Genomic DNA, 13672 nt, shown 5'->3' on the forward strand with positions numbered 1-13672 from the left:
CGAGTACACGCGCCAGTTCAACCAGGGCCTGCGCTCGGAACACTGGTTCTCCGGACAGGTCGGCTCGAAACTCGGCGCCTTCATCGGCTACTGGATCCGCGGCTGCCCGTAGGAACGCCCTGTTCGATGATCTGTGCCTGCGGCATCCGGGTCGTGAAGGGGACGCGTAGGTAGCGGGCGCATTCGGCGGCGCGGGCCTTCGCGGTCGCGCCCGGCGGCACGAGGACGTACGCGACCGGCACGCGTGGGTGGGCCTGCCCCGGCTGCGCCGGGACACGGCGGGTGTGGGCGAGGTGGCAGGCGCGCCCGACGTGGAGCAGCGCGATGGTCCGTTGCCGGCGGCCCAGGATCATCAGCGTGCGTGTCGTCGCCCGACTGCTCACCGGTGCTCACCATTTCAGGGCTTCTTCCTGTGCGTCGTAGGGCCCGTGTCCCGTGTACGGCGGGGCGGCGGCAGCCGGGATCGTTTCGTCGGCGTCCCATCCCGGCAATGATGACTCGTCGGGACCGTCGTCGAGTTCGTCGAGGCTGTCCTTGCCTGGCCCAGGGACCATGTCACCGGGGTCCCGCTCCCGCCGTTCGCGCACGGAGCGTGCCGGCGGGGAAATCCGGGTGGGTGTGCTGCGGGCGAGGAAACGTTGTTCGGTGCGGGTGGCGTGCCCGGCGCGGACGCGGCGCATGAGTTGGTCGAGGGCTTCGGCGAGGTTCGCTTCGTGAGCGTCGGCGTCGCTGTGGTGGGTGACGATGGTGCGTAGGTACTGCCAGGCGCGTTCGTCGAACAAGTGATGGGCATGGTCGTGGTGGATCCAGGGGATCTCGGTGAGCCCGAGTCCGAGGAGGCGGATCCGGATCCGGCGGGCGTCGTGGGGGTTGATGTGGACCTTCCACTTCCCGCCCGGGCGGCGATCGGGGAGGCCTGGCCCGGGTAGGGGCTCAGCGGACGGTTCCCTCCGGGAGGCGTCGAGCAGCACTCACCGCAGGTCCGCATGCTGCGCTTCCGGCCGGCCGCCGGTGTCGTCGTCCGGGCTTCTCGAACAGGACGGTGCCGTCCTGTCCCGGAGCGCGCATCGCCTGGCGGCCCTACAGGACGATGGCGCGGAATTCCGACATCAGGCCGGCCGCCTCAAGGGCGAACTGCCCGCTGTAGTCGTGGATATCGAGCATCCCGTCCTGCGCCCGTGCCTCGGGCAAGTCTTCCGCCTCGTACACCTCGACCGGTATGCCGCGGACGTGCAGGACGCGGGCCGGCGTGAGCCCGCCGAGCCCTGCCGATGATCGTGACGTCGTGCCTGGTGCCCCTTCGTTCTCGCGGTCGGCGAGGCCCACCGACGCCTTTGGTGTGCTGCTCCGGAACGGATCGGTAATCCAACTTAGTTCATGGTTCCAAATTGGTACGCCGCTCCAAGTGTGTCATAGTCGAGGTATGACGACGCGAGCACGCCGACCCCAGCGGCGCAATCAGGTGCTCTCCCGGACGCAGATCATCGACACTGCCGTCGAGATGCTCGATGCGGGCGGAGAGGGCGCACTGACCGTCCGTGCGCTGACCGAGCGGCTGTCCACCGGATCCGGGGCGCTCTATTACCACGTGGGCACCCGTGACGAGCTGCTGGACACGGCGACGGAAACCGTGATCACCGCGGCACTGGCCGCCAAGCCGACCGAGGCTTCGGCCACACCCGCAGAGGAGATCCGCGCCGTCGCATTGGCTCTGTTCGACGCGATCGCCGGCCACCAGTGGCTCGCCACGCGGCTGACCCTCCAGATCATCCGCAATCCGGTCGGCCCGGTGACGGTGGGGATCTTCGAGCGGATCGGCGGGCAGATGGGTCCCCTGGGCGTGCCTCGAGCCTCATGGTTCGACGCGGCCTCGACGCTCGTGCACTACATCCTCGGAGCGGTCAGCCAGAACGCCCGTATCGAGGGGGACTCCTCAGGGATCGACCCCGACGGGGATCGCGGCGAGTTCATCGACGCGGCGTCGTCGGCATGGCAGGGCCTCGACCCGGAGGCCTACCCGTTCATGCACGCCATCGTCGGCCAGATGCGAGAGCACGACGACCGCGAGCAGTTCCTCACCGGCGTCGCCGTCATCCTCGACGGCCTCACCCATCTGCGCTGACCCGGCCGATCCGGGCGGTCGACCCCATCGTTCGCCTCTCGAAGGGACACCTCTCATGCACGACGTCGTGATAGCCGGCGCCGGCCCGGTCGGCCTGTTCCTGGCCGGCGAGCTGGCCCTGACCGGCTGCTCCGTGCTGGTCTTTGAGCGGGACCCGGAACTCACCTCGCCCCTGGAGGCCTTCCCACTCGGGCTGCGGGGCCTGAACACCGGGTCGGCCGAGACGCTCTACCGCCGCGGCCTACTGGAAGCGACAGCGAAGGCTTCCGGAATCGACCCGGCGAAGGTCGGTGCGGACCCGGAAGCGACCGAGGCCCCCGACCCTCGCGAGCTGAGTCATTTCGCGGGCATGACCCTCGCCGCGGCCGACATCGACACGGCAGCCCTCCCGCCTCGGCTGCCCAGCCCGGCGATGGAGGGGTTCATGACGAGCCTGGCAGCGGTCGGATCAGTGCTGTCCGAGCGGGCTACCGCGCTCGGAGTCGAGATCATCCAAAATGCTCCCGTCACGGCCGTAGCGCAGGTCACCGAATCCGTCCTCGTCACGGCAGGCGGCCGGGAGTACCAGGCGCGGTGGGTGGTGGGCTGCGACGGCGGGCGCAGCGCCGTACGTCAGCTCGTCGGCTTCGAATTCGTCGGCACCGAGCCGATGTTCACCGGCTACGTCGCCAAGGTCACCTTCGCCGACCCCGAGCAGCTGCCGCTCGGGTTCAACCTGACGCCGAACGGCATGTACCTGCGGACGCCCCTCGAAGGGCACCTGGGCATGACGGACTTCGACGGCGGCACCTTCGATCGCTCCCAGCCGCTGACCCGCGAGCACCTCCAGACGGTCCTGCGCCGTATCAGCGGCACCGACGTGACGCTGAGCGAGGTCCATCTCGCCTCCAGCTTCACCGACCGCGCGATGCAGGCGACGACGTATCGCCAGGGCCGCGTACTGCTTGCCGGCGACGCAGCGCACATCCACTCGCCCCTGGGCGGCCAGGGCCTCAACCTTGGCATCGGCGACGCCGTCAACCTCGGCTGGAAGCTCGCCGCCACCGTCAACGGTTCCGCTCCCGAGGGCCTGCTCGACACCTACACCACCGAGCGGCACCCCGTCGGCGCCGCCGTCCTCGACTGGTCCCGTGCCCAGGTCGCCACCATGAAGCCGGGCCCCCACGCGCCCGCACTGCGTCGACTCGTCCACGATCTGATGAGCACCACCGACGGAACGACCCACGTGTACCGAAACACGTCGGGGCTGTTCAACCGCTACGACCTGGGCAGCGAACAGCCCCTCGTCGGCTGCACCGCCCCGGACTTCCGCTTCGAGGACGGCACCCGCCTCGGCGAACTGCTACGCCAGGGGAAGGGAGTCGTGCTCGACTTCGGCACCGAGCGTGCGCTGCAGGATGCGGCCAAGGGGTGGGCAGACCGGATCCACTACGCGGCCGGCTCGGCGCGCGACGACCTCGGGCTGGGTGCCGTGCTGATTCGGCCCGACGGCGTCGTGGCCTGGGCGGGCGAGCCCGCCCCGGATCGCGGCGCGTTCGAGCGGTCGGCTGCCCAGTGGTTCGGCGCGCCGCAGAGCTGGAACGAACGGCGGCTCCCGCCCGGACGCAAGGCCGCCTGACACCGAGTTTGTCGAATACCACACGTCGATCACCACCACAGTCGGCACCGCCGCAATACCCGACAGGCGAAGGGCAACGACCATGAACAGCGCCGTCAACTCCCCGTCCAGGTCCGAAGGTTCGGCCTCGTACCCGGTCGCATGGGTTCGCACCTGGGGCGCCTCCCCCCAGGCGCCGAACAACTCCGTCAGCTACATCGAACCCTGTGAGAATGCGACGCTGCGGCAGATCGTCCGCATCACAGGTGGCGGACACCGCATCCGCATCCGCATCAGTAACGAGTACGGAACCGCACCGCTGACCATTGGCGCCGCCCGTGTCGCCATCACGGACACCGACGACGCAATCCAGCCCGGAAGCGATCACGCGGTGACCTTCAGCGGCCGGCCCGGCGCCACCGTACCGGCGGGAGCGCCGATCCTCAGCGACCCCGTCGAGCTGCGGACCGCCGCGCTGTCCCGGCTGACCATCAGCCTCTTCCTGCCCGGCCGAGTGGACACCGCAACCTGCCACGGGACCTTCCACACGCTCGGCTGGCTCATCCCCGGCGACGCGACCGCCCTCGTGTCGCTGCCCGCGGACGCTGCCCCCTTGCCGGCACAGGCCCTGATCACGGCCGTGGAAGTGCAGCCTGAGGTGCCAACCCGGGCCATCGCCGTCATCGGCGACTCCCGCGTCGACGGCATGGGATCCACCCCCGGTACCGACCGGCGCTGGACGGACGGGCTCGCCGAACGTCTGGCAACCCGCGGCGGACAGGCACTGTGTGTCGTCAGCCAGGGCATCAGCGGCAACCGCATGTTTACCGACGGTATCGGCACCGCCGCCCTCGCCCGCTTCGACCGCGACATCCTCGCCACGCCCGGCCTGGGCCACGTGGTGATCGCCGTGGGCAACGACCTCGTCTTCTCCTTTGCCCCCCGCACCGAGGAGACCGCCGGATTCCTCTCGATGTTCCCCGGCTCACCCGCCGGCGTCGACGACATCATCGCCGCCCACCTCCAACTGGCGGCACGCGCCCGCGCGCACGGCGTGAAAGTCCACGCCGCGACCATCGCCCCCTACGGCAGCTCGGAAATGTACTCAGCCGAGGGCGACAAGGCGCGCGAGGAGGTCAACTCATGGATCCGCACGAGCGGCACCTTCGACGGCGTACTCGACTTCGACGCCGTCTGGCGCGACCCCGCCGACCCCAGCCACATCCGCAGCGACTTGCACATGGGTGACAACCTCCACGGCAGTGACGCGGGCTATGCCGCCCTCGCGGAATCCATCGACCTATCACTCTTCGACTGACCCCTGACCGAGGCGGCTTCCGAGCCTGCGGTGTCGTGTCGGGGTCGGGCGCCCGGCCCCGACGCGACACCGTGTGGCTTCGTTCACTTCTACTGACAGCGTTTGTCGACGACTTCGGGTTCTGGGTCAGCTTGTGCGGAGCGGTGACGCAGCGTCAGTCCTTGCGCGGCTCGGCGTCCTGTGGCTGGGCTCGAGTATTGATGAACTGCCGCGTGTAGGCGATGTTTTGGCGCCATCGTGGACCGTCGGCGGCCTCGCCCCAGAGGTCCGCGAGTTCGGAGTCCTCGGCCAGGACCGTTCCCCTCGCATCGCTTTTTCGCGGATGTCGGCATCCGTCACCGACACTCGTCTCACGACGCGAGCAGGACTCGCTTGCGCAGGAGGGCGAACCCGGCGCGACCGTACATGTGGCGTTTGGTCATCTTGATGCGATTGACGTGACCTTCGACGACGCCCGAACTCCAGGGCAGTGTCAGACCGGCCGTGATCGCGGCGCGATCGCGTTCGAGGCCGTTGGCGAAGGCATGCAGGTGGGGCGGGTCATCGGATCGCACCGCCCGGATCCACTCTGCGAGTTGCTCTCCCCGAAGCTGGGTGAGCATCCGTGCGAACGCTCGAACATGTCCGGTGAGGGCGTCGAGTTCCGGGCACTGCGTCAAGACGAGCTTGAGGCTCAGCCGATCGCTCTCACGAAGCCTTTCGGGGCGGGTCGGAATCCATCGTGCGACCGTCCGCGGCGACGGTGGACGAAGATCCGCAGGCGCCCTGCTTCGGAACGGCAGGAGGTGGGCGCGAACGGCTCCGTGAGGCTGCCCATGCCCAGTCGACGACAGATCGCCCTCTGACCGAGGCCCTCGGCCGGGAACGCGTGAACGACCGCGTGCTTCTCACGCGTACCATCGGCGACCCGGTGGCCCGTCGGCCACGGTGAGTCTCCCGCTTCGTCGACGGGAATCGAGCGGATCTCGGTCTGTCCGGGGACCGCCTTCAGGCAGGAACGATGCCGGGACACGCATCGTTCCGCCGCCTCGCCGAGGTCGTGCCACAGATGGAAACGATCGGCGACCTGGAGGGCCGTCGGAGCCCCCAGCCGCGCACCGTCGGCGAAGAACGGGGCGCGGTCGCGGCAGACGACCTCGATGTCGGGACGATCGGCCAACCAGACAACGAGCGTTGTTGCCTCCCGATCGGGCAGCAGATCGATGGCCCGGCCGGAATCGACGTCCACCAACCCGGTCCCGTAGACGCGTACCCTGCGCATCGCGTACTCGTCGACGCCACCACCCGCGGACTGCGGGGATTCGGCTCGGGAAGCGCCTCGACCAGCCTCAGTGCGGTGCTGCGGCTCAATGCGTCTGGACGACGGACGCCATGTACCCGCCGACTGGGCGCGCGAGCAGGAGCTGCGGGACCGCCCGGACCTCGCCGTCCTCGACGCCGGCCTGGACCGCACCCGAGATCACTCGTGACCCGGCCCCGTCCCGCTGCGCCGGCCCCGCCGCGAGCGGGTCCTCGGGGAGGCCCGGAGGGGTCCGCCGACGACCCGCCCTTGTGGGATTACATCGGGAGATCGGAGCATCGCCACCGTGTGGTCCCGGAGATGAACGCTGGTGGCCGGATCGGGGGCGTCGATCCGCTGGGCCTGGACGGGCAGCTCGCCGGCCACCACCCGGGCCATCGGGGCCGACGTCACGGTCACCGATCTGTACGAGGACATCGCCACCGGCCGACACCGCCCCACCTGGGCCGACACCCGCCCCTGGCCCGACCCGAAACTCGAAGCCCTCCCGGCTTTCAGTGCGTGCCCGGGCCGGGGTTGCGCAGCGACGGGTCGTCGCCGTCGAGAGAGAGGGGGCGGTGTGGGCTTGTTGTGCGTACCCATGTCGAAGTCCCTCCTCGCGGTGACGTCGAGTCATCGTCCCGCGACTGTCCGCGTGATCGCCAGTGCGGGCTGTCGCACAGATCGGGATGCGGACGTTCCATCGCGTCCGGTACACCGGCACCCGGGCGGCCGCCGCCTCGACCACGGATCGATCCCCTGAAACGAGCCCCTTGCGAGCCCCTTGTGCTCGGCCGGCCCGGGCCGTCGTGTCGGCGGCGAGGGCAGTGCTCTGTTGCAGAAGGGCGCGGTGGGGTGAGAACAGGGCAGTGATCCGGAGCGAGTGGGCCTTGCCGGGTTGGATGGCCCGGCCGGAGGCGAGTGCTCGGCGGACGGCGGGCAGGTCGAAGGTGATCTCCGGGTTTGGCGCGGGTTGTTGATGCTGCTGGTCGGCCTCGTCAGGGACGGCGTCGAGTTGCTCGGGCAGGTCCCGGGCCCCGGGGGCGTCGGGACCAGCGGATTGCCTTCGGGTCGACCTGGTGGCGGTGGCCGAGCGTCTTGCCTCAGGCTCGGGCGACGCCTTCGCGGGTGTTCTCACTGATCGTGTCGTGCCGGAACTCCGGCACGGCGGCGGGGACCGAGAGCCTGGTTTTGATGTCGCGCGTGGTCCGAGGCGGGGTCGATGCCGGACGGCAGGCCGGACTCCGCGACCTTGACCGGGTCACGAAGGGGCCGACCGTGCCCCGCTCGTCGAGCCGGTGTCCGCCGCGTGGTTGTGCCGGTTCTACTGCTGGTCGTCCTGGAGGGCTTCGAGCATCTGCTCGTCGATGGCCCTGATCTGGTCGCGGTAGGGGTGGAGGGTGGCTTCGACGTCCTTGAGCTGCCAATTCTCGTCCACGTCGGCGTCGGTGATCACCAGTTCCAGGTGGGTGTCCAGGGCGCGCATGTGCAGGCCCTGCAGGACGGACAGGAGCTGGGCGACTCCCTTGCCCCCGCCGCGGGTGCCGTAGCCGGCGACGGCGACCGGCTTGTCGTGCCACTCCCGGTACAGGAAGTCCAGGGCGTTCTTCAGGACGGCGGGGTAGCCCCAGTTGTACTGGGGGAAGACGAACACGAAGCCGCTGTAGGAGCTGACGGTGCGGCTCCAGCGGCGGGTGTGCTCGTGCTCGTACTGCTGGAGCGCGGCCTTCAGCGGTTCGTCGAGCAGGGGAAGGCCGACGTCGGCGAGGTCGAGCAGCTCGTAGGTCAGGGGGCTGTCCAGCTGGAGGGCGGTGCGGATCCATTCGGCGATGCCGGGGCAGATCCGGGTCGGGCGGGTGCTGCCGACCACGACGGCGATGCGGTCACCGGCCCGCCGCGTCGCCTGGGTGTTCGGGGCCTGGGCGTGGTCCATGTGAGATCTCCTTGCGGTGTGCTCGGGTGCCGCCGCGTGCCCCCGTCGGCCGTTCCCGTGGTCTTCGGCGGCTCCCGGATCCGCCGCGGTGCGCCACGAGTGTGACGGATGACGGCGGCTACGAATCCTTCGCCGGTCTGTTCCCGGCGCGGGGCAAGCGTGCCACATGTCAAGGTCTGTCCCGAATCAGCGCCTTGCCCCGCACTTCGCGGTTCAGGGGATGGTCGGTACCGCGGCGGGCAGTTGTGCGGGCAGCAGTGCGATGCTGAGGGGGAGTGCGACCGCGCTGATCACGAACGTAGTCGTGTATGCGTCCCAGGCCGGAATCGGTGTGCCGGGAACGAGGTCGGAGGCGAGCACACCGGCGGCGATCCGGCCACCGAGGGCGGCACCGACGCTGCGCAGGACGAACGCTGCGCCGGAGACGCTTGCGACGCGGTCGGCGGGGACGACGCCGACCACGATGTTCATCGACTGGGTTGTACCGAGGCCGATCCCGACACCGCAGACGGCACTGCCGAGCCAGAGGAACACAGGGTTGCCGTAGGCGAGGAGCAACAGCAGGTTGGGGCCGACGACGAGCGCGGTGCTCAGCGTCATCACGCCGCGGGTGCCCAGAAGACGCTCCAGGCGTGGCGTGAACGGCGCACTCGCCAGGGCGAGCACCCCCATGGGCAGCAGCAGGAACCCGACTGCGCTGGTGATCGCCCCGAGACGGTATCCGGTGCTCGTGGGCAGGCCGGCCAGGCTGGGCACCACGACGTACCACACGGTCGTGCCGTAGCCGACGACGAACGCCACCACGCAGGTCAGCGCCACCGGGCCGTTCCGGAGTCCGTGGAGGTCGATCAACGGGTGCGTCGTGCGTAGTTCGGCGAGCACGAAAAGGGCAAGCAGTGCAACCGCAATTGCGACGCGGGCGACGGCACGTATCCGGCCCGGATGAACCTGGCCCGACAAAAGCGGGCCGCACCCGGGCACGTCGTCCTGCGTGCGGTCGAGTACCGGGTCGACGGCGGCGAGGTGATTCAGCTGCTGACCGACCAGCTGGACCCGGAGGAGCACCCGGCCGGCGAACTCGCAGCCCTGTACGGCGAAAGATGAGAAGCGGAATCCTCGTATCGCCGGGTCAAGGCCTTCCGGCGGGGCCCGCAGCAGGTCTTGCGTTCCGGCGACCCGGACCCGGCATTCCAGGAGGCACGGGCGCATCTGGTCGTCCATCACTGCCTGATCCGGATCATCATGGAGCCGGCCGAGGGAGGGGACATCGACCCCGACCGGGTCTCGTTCGTCAAGGTGCGCAAGCACGTGCGGCGCAGTGCCACAGCCGGGACCGCGACCACTGCGATGAAGATCGGCAAGTTCATGGCCATGCCAGCCCCGAAGTTGATCCGGAAACTCGACAGCGGGCGGATGAGCGCGACGCGGAACCCCGTTGACGCCGCCGCACCGACATCGGCACCGCCGACGGCCGTGCCGTTGCTGGATCCGGTGCCGTCGTCTTGCGTTCGTAGTAGCGCCGCGAGGCTTCGCAGTTGCGGATGCTGATGAGCGCGGAGGTGTAGAAGACGCGTTGCAGGCTGCGGTGATAGCGCCGGGGCCGGTGCAGGTTGCCGCTGACGTTGCCGGAGTCCCGGGGCACCGGGGCGACTCCGTCGAAGCTTGCCAGGCGGTCGGAGCTGCCGTAGCGACTCATGTCGCCGGCGGTGGCGGCCAGGAACTCCGCTCCCAGGAGCGGGCCGATGCCAGGCAAGCTGGAGATGACCTCGGCGAGTTCATGGTCGCGAAACCGGGCCTCGATGAGCTTGTCGATCTCGGCGATCTGCTCGTTGAGGCCCGTCACCTCCCTCGCCAGGGTGTGGATCACCTGCGCGGTGACCTTCTTGCCGGCGACGGCCGTGTGCTGCCGCTCGGCCGCCTCCAGGGCGGCGTCGGCCAAGGCTTCGGCACCGCGGACCTTGCGGTTGCGGAGCCAGGTGGTCAGCCGCCTGCGGCCGGTTCGACGCAGCGCCGCCGGGGTCTGGTAGCCGGCCGGCAGGGCCAGCGGGCCGACGTTGCCCGGATCGAGGGAACGCTCCAACGCCGGAAAGATTTCCGTGAGTTGACCACGCAGGCGATTGATGCGGCGGGTGCGGTCCGCGTTCGGGTCGGCCCGTCGGTTGGTGAGGACCCGCAGTTCGACGACGACGTGTTCGTTGTCGGGTCGCAGGGCCGTCAGGTCGCGGCGCTTCCGAGCCTGGTCCGCGATCACGGTCGCGTCCTTGGCGTCGGTCTTACCGGTGCCCCGGTAGCCGGCCGACGCACGGTTGACGGCCAGGCCGGGTATGTGGAGCAACTGCTGCCCGCGATTGAGCAATACGTTGATCAGCAGCGTGGCCATGCCGTCCGAGACATCGACCGCCCACCCGGCGTCCTCGTCGAGGGCCGGCACGTCGGCGAGCAGGTCGAGCAGTTTCGGTTCGTCGTTCGGCACACGACGAGACAGCAACCGTTTTCCCTCGGCGTCCAGAACCACGCAGTGGTGATGCGCCTTGCCGATATCCACGCCCGCCCAGATCCGGGGCACGGGTTCCTCCGATTCGTCGGTCAGTGTTGTTCCCCCGAACGACCTCGCCGGCGTGGTCCTACTCGGCGATGCACCGTGTGGTGCCCGCAGCTCCTAATCAGCGGCCGAGTCGTCGTGAGACACCGGGCGGCCAGGTGTGGCCAACCATCGAGGGCAACCCGCTGAAAGCCATACCCGGTGTCTCTGGGTCTCCAGACCTTACGACTGGCCTTGATCAACCCGCTCAACAACGTAGGACCCGCTGAAACGCACCCGGGGCGGGCCGAGAACCCTCGGCCCGCCCCGGGTGCGTCACCCGATGGCGTCGGCGGACGGACGCACCATCACCTCGGCGCCGGTCTGACGGAAGCTCTGCTCCGACACCACCACCATGCGCGCCGACTCCCGGAACGCCGCCAGTGACGTCGAGCCGCAACTGACCATCGTCGCGCGGATCTTCGCGCTCGTCATCGCGACCGCGTCGTACAGACTGCCCGCATAGGGCACCAGCCCGTCCACGCCCTCGGCGAAGGCCACGGCCTCCCCGTCCTCGTGGTGCTCGTAACGGGCGGTGTTGCGGGCCCGCATCGAGCCCTCGCCCCAGTACTCCTTGTAGTCCTGGCCACCCACGCGCACCCGCCGCGTCGGGCTCTCCGTGGTGCGCGCGAAATACCGTCCGAGCATGATCGCGTCGGCACCCATGGCCAGCGCGATCGCCATGTGACTGTCCTCCAGCACCCCGCCGTCGCACACCAGCGGCACGTACTCGCCCGTGCGCTCCGCATACGCGTCCCGAGCGCGCGCCACGTCCAGCAACGCCGACGCCTGACCTCGGCCGATGCCCTTCTGCTGCCGCGTCGTGCAGATGCTGCCACCCCCGATCCCCACCTTCACGAACGCCGCGCGCGCGTCCGCGAGGTAGTCGAACCCCCGCCCGTCCACGACGTTCCCCGCCCCCACGTACACCCCGTTCCCGTACGCGGACCGCACATCCTCCAGGACACGCGCCTGGTAGACCGTGTAGCCGTCCGAGGAGTCGATGCACAACAGGTCCGCACCCGCCCCCACCAACGCGGGCACCCGCTCACGGTGGTCGCGAGTGTTGATCCCGGCGGCCACCCGCAACCGCTTGCGGCCGTCGATGCTCTCGCTGCGGAACCGCTTGTGCGTGTCGTAGTCGCTGCGCAACACCAGCGACTCGAGCACGTCGCCGTCCACAACCGCGAGGACGTCCGCGCGCCGGTCCCACAACAACGCGTTCGCGTCACCCAACGACACACCCACCGGCGCCGTGACCACGTCCTCGACACCGCGCATGCGCGTGGTCACCGGATCGACCCCGGCATGACGGTCACGATGGAAATCCCCCGGACCGATCAACCCCAGCAGACGCCCGCCGACGGTCCCGTCCTCAGTCACGGCAACGTGTTCCGCACCCGATTCCCGCACCAACCGCGTGACCTCGTCGAGCGTCGCCGTCGGCTTGACCGCCACGCTCGCGGGCCGAAAACCCGCCTTGTGCCGCTTGACCGCGGCGACATCCTCGACTTGCGCCTCGATCGGCTGATTCTGGTGAACGAACGCCAGACCGCCGTACTGAGCCAGGGCGATCGCCAGGCGCGGACTCGATACCGCCTCCATGATCGCGCTCAACAGGGGAGTGGCCACCCGCAGCGACGACGTCTCGCCGACCCGGTGGCGCACCAACGCGGTCGTCAGATCCACGCGTTCGGGGACGCACTTTTCCGTCGTCTCGTTCGGCAGCAGCAGGTACTCGCCCAGCGTGCGCGAGACCTCGGACAGGATCTCCACGGCGTGCGTCCTCTCATACGTGACACACACGACCGCCCCGCGCCCAGCCGCGATCGACGGGATCGCCCGGCACCGGAGACGACACAACGCCGAACAGACCGGCAACACCGGACGAGTCCACACGATGAGACGAACAGGCACGCGAACCGGATCCCGGACGGCTGCGCCACGGGTTCGAGTGCGTGCGGTGGGTGACAACGGTTGCGCGATCCTAGCCCACCCCACACACCGATTCCGCCACCCACGGAAAGCCTGACGATTATCGGGAACGGTTCCGGCTCTGCGGCCAAGCCCCAACCCGGTAGGAGTCAGGGACGAACGCATACCCGCCCTTTCGGGCACTGAGGTGCCCTATTTCTTCCGGACAGTGGCCCGCGTAGGGTTGATGAGATCCGGAAATGAGAGAGAACGTGCCACCAAGGTATCCACAGCAGTTCAGGGACGAGGCCGTCCGCATGGTGATCGACGGTCCACGTCCGATCTCTCGTGTCGCCGCCGAGCTCGGAATCAACGACTCCACGCTCAGGGGCTGGGTGAAAGAACATCGCCTCGCCGGAGAAGACGACATCGAAGCCCCGGGCGACGCGAAATCGGACCGCGAGCTGCAGCTCGAACGGGAAGTCAGGAAGCTCCGTGAGGAGAACGCCTTCCTGAAAAAAGCGTCCGCCTTCTTCGCACGCGAACAGGGGTGAGCGCGCGATACGCGCTCGTCGAAGCGGAGAAGGCCCAATTTCACATCGCCGACATGTGCCGATGGTTGGGGGTGTCCCGATCCGGATTCTACGAATGGCGTGACCGACCCGCCTCCGTCACCGCCGACCGACGAACACGCCTCAAGACGATGATCCGCGAGATCTTCACGGCGAACCACGAGACGTACGGATATCGCCGTGTGCACGCCGTCCTGGCGCGCTCCGGCGAGGCCGTTTCGCCCGAGTCGGTGCGGGCCCTGATGCGCGAACTGGGCCTGGTGGCCTGCCAACCACGTCCCTGGAGGCCGGTGACCACCCTCGGCGACGGGGCCCACCCGCGGATCCCGGACCTGATCCGACGCGACTTCGAGGCC

At 69.1% G+C, this 13672-nt stretch carries 14 protein-coding genes and 1 pseudogene; 6 read left to right on the plus strand and 9 right to left on the minus strand.

The window, feature by feature from the left end:
• Positions 1-80 precede the first annotated feature (80 nt).
• From GT354_RS38800 to GT354_RS38810, 3 genes and pseudogenes are all read right to left on the minus strand, one after another.
• Positions 81-383 carry a hypothetical protein gene (locus GT354_RS38800; protein WP_346012368.1) on the minus strand — a complete coding sequence of 101 codons (303 nt, stop codon included), beginning with the start codon at positions 381-383 and terminating at the stop codon, positions 81-83.
• Between the two features lie 6 nt (positions 384-389).
• Complete coding sequence (locus tag GT354_RS38805) at positions 390-782, minus strand: hypothetical protein (protein WP_161361073.1); 393 nt, start codon at positions 780-782, stop codon at positions 390-392.
• Between the two features lie 192 nt (positions 783-974).
• Positions 975-1326, minus strand: a pseudogene (locus GT354_RS38810) (FAD-dependent monooxygenase); the annotation flags it as partial.
• Between the two features lie 97 nt (positions 1327-1423).
• Here GT354_RS38810 and GT354_RS38815 point away from each other — a divergent pair.
• The 3 genes from GT354_RS38815 to GT354_RS38825 all read left to right on the plus strand — a co-directional run bounded on the left by GT354_RS38815 (position 1424) and on the right by GT354_RS38825 (position 5037).
• Entirely contained in the window at positions 1424-2122 is a 699-nt protein-coding gene (locus GT354_RS38815) for a TetR/AcrR family transcriptional regulator (RefSeq protein ID WP_161361074.1), read from the plus strand.
• 55 nt (positions 2123-2177) lie between these two features.
• Positions 2178-3740, plus strand: a complete 1563-nt coding sequence (locus tag GT354_RS38820; RefSeq protein WP_161361075.1) for an FAD-dependent oxidoreductase — start codon at positions 2178-2180, stop codon at positions 3738-3740.
• An 82-nt stretch (positions 3741-3822) separates the two neighbouring features.
• Entirely contained in the window at positions 3823-5037 is a 1215-nt protein-coding gene (locus GT354_RS38825) for an SGNH/GDSL hydrolase family protein (protein WP_161361076.1), read from the plus strand.
• A gap of 350 nt (positions 5038-5387) precedes the next feature.
• Here GT354_RS38825 and GT354_RS38830 read toward each other — a convergent pair whose 3' ends face one another.
• The 4 genes from GT354_RS38830 to GT354_RS38845 all read right to left on the minus strand — a co-directional run bounded on the left by GT354_RS38830 (position 5388) and on the right by GT354_RS38845 (position 9230).
• Positions 5388-5696, minus strand: coding sequence for a transposase (locus tag GT354_RS38830; protein WP_237535879.1), 309 nt, complete (start codon positions 5694-5696; stop codon positions 5388-5390).
• A gap of 14 nt (positions 5697-5710) precedes the next feature.
• A complete protein-coding gene (locus GT354_RS38835; protein ID WP_161361077.1) occupies positions 5711-6298 on the minus strand; it encodes a transposase in 588 nt (195 codons plus the stop codon).
• Positions 6299-7640: 1342 nt separating this feature from the next.
• Positions 7641-8249 (minus strand): NADPH-dependent FMN reductase, encoded by a 609-nt coding sequence (locus tag GT354_RS38840; RefSeq protein ID WP_161361078.1) that lies wholly within the window; start codon positions 8247-8249, stop codon positions 7641-7643.
• Between the two features lie 213 nt (positions 8250-8462).
• Complete coding sequence (locus GT354_RS38845) at positions 8463-9230, minus strand: MFS transporter (RefSeq protein ID WP_346012371.1); 768 nt, start codon at positions 9228-9230, stop codon at positions 8463-8465.
• Between GT354_RS38845 and GT354_RS53005 the strand changes: the two genes are divergently transcribed.
• Complete coding sequence (locus tag GT354_RS53005; protein ID WP_202512781.1) at positions 9192-9353, plus strand: hypothetical protein; 162 nt, start codon at positions 9192-9194, stop codon at positions 9351-9353. The genes GT354_RS38845 and GT354_RS53005 overlap by 39 nt on opposite strands.
• 259 nt (positions 9354-9612) lie before the next feature.
• Here GT354_RS53005 and GT354_RS38850 read toward each other — a convergent pair whose 3' ends face one another.
• Together GT354_RS38850 and GT354_RS38855 are read right to left on the minus strand one after the other, a co-directional pair.
• A complete protein-coding gene (locus GT354_RS38850; protein WP_346012369.1) occupies positions 9613-10815 on the minus strand; it encodes an IS110 family transposase in 1203 nt (400 codons plus the stop codon).
• 291 nt (positions 10816-11106) lie between these two features.
• A complete protein-coding gene (locus GT354_RS38855; RefSeq protein ID WP_346012370.1) occupies positions 11107-12606 on the minus strand; it encodes an IMP dehydrogenase in 1500 nt (499 codons plus the stop codon).
• 398 nt (positions 12607-13004) lie between these two features.
• Here GT354_RS38855 and GT354_RS38860 point away from each other — a divergent pair, with 398 nt between their 5' ends.
• Both GT354_RS38860 and GT354_RS56805 read left to right on the plus strand, forming a co-directional pair.
• Entirely contained in the window at positions 13005-13298 is a 294-nt protein-coding gene (locus GT354_RS38860; RefSeq protein WP_161360249.1) for a transposase, read from the plus strand.
• Positions 13295-13672, plus strand: a 378-nt coding sequence (locus GT354_RS56805; RefSeq protein WP_161360248.1) for an IS3 family transposase, incomplete at its 3' end; no start/stop codon positions are given. The genes GT354_RS38860 and GT354_RS56805, both read left to right, overlap by 4 nt.

This window comes from Streptomyces sp. SID3343, assembly GCF_009865215.1.
GTDB lineage: Bacteria > Actinomycetota > Actinomycetes > Streptomycetales > Streptomycetaceae > Embleya.

Coding starts and splice junctions, on each gene's coding strand:
- GT354_RS38815 (WP_161361074.1), top strand. CDS start 1,424: ATGACGACGCGAGCACGCCGACCCCAGCGGCGCAATCAGGTGCTCTCC.
- GT354_RS38820 (WP_161361075.1), top strand. CDS start 2,178: ATGCACGACGTCGTGATAGCCGGCGCCGGCCCGGTCGGCCTGTTCCTG.
- GT354_RS38825 (WP_161361076.1), top strand. CDS start 3,823: ATGAACAGCGCCGTCAACTCCCCGTCCAGGTCCGAAGGTTCGGCCTCG.
- GT354_RS38835 (WP_161361077.1), bottom strand. CDS start 6,298: ATGCGCAGGGTACGCGTCTACGGGACCGGGTTGGTGGACGTCGATTCC.
- GT354_RS38840 (WP_161361078.1), bottom strand. CDS start 8,249: ATGGACCACGCCCAGGCCCCGAACACCCAGGCGACGCGGCGGGCCGGT.
- GT354_RS53005 (WP_202512781.1), top strand. CDS start 9,192: ATGAACCTGGCCCGACAAAAGCGGGCCGCACCCGGGCACGTCGTCCTG.
- GT354_RS38860 (WP_161360249.1), top strand. CDS start 13,005: ATGAGAGAGAACGTGCCACCAAGGTATCCACAGCAGTTCAGGGACGAG.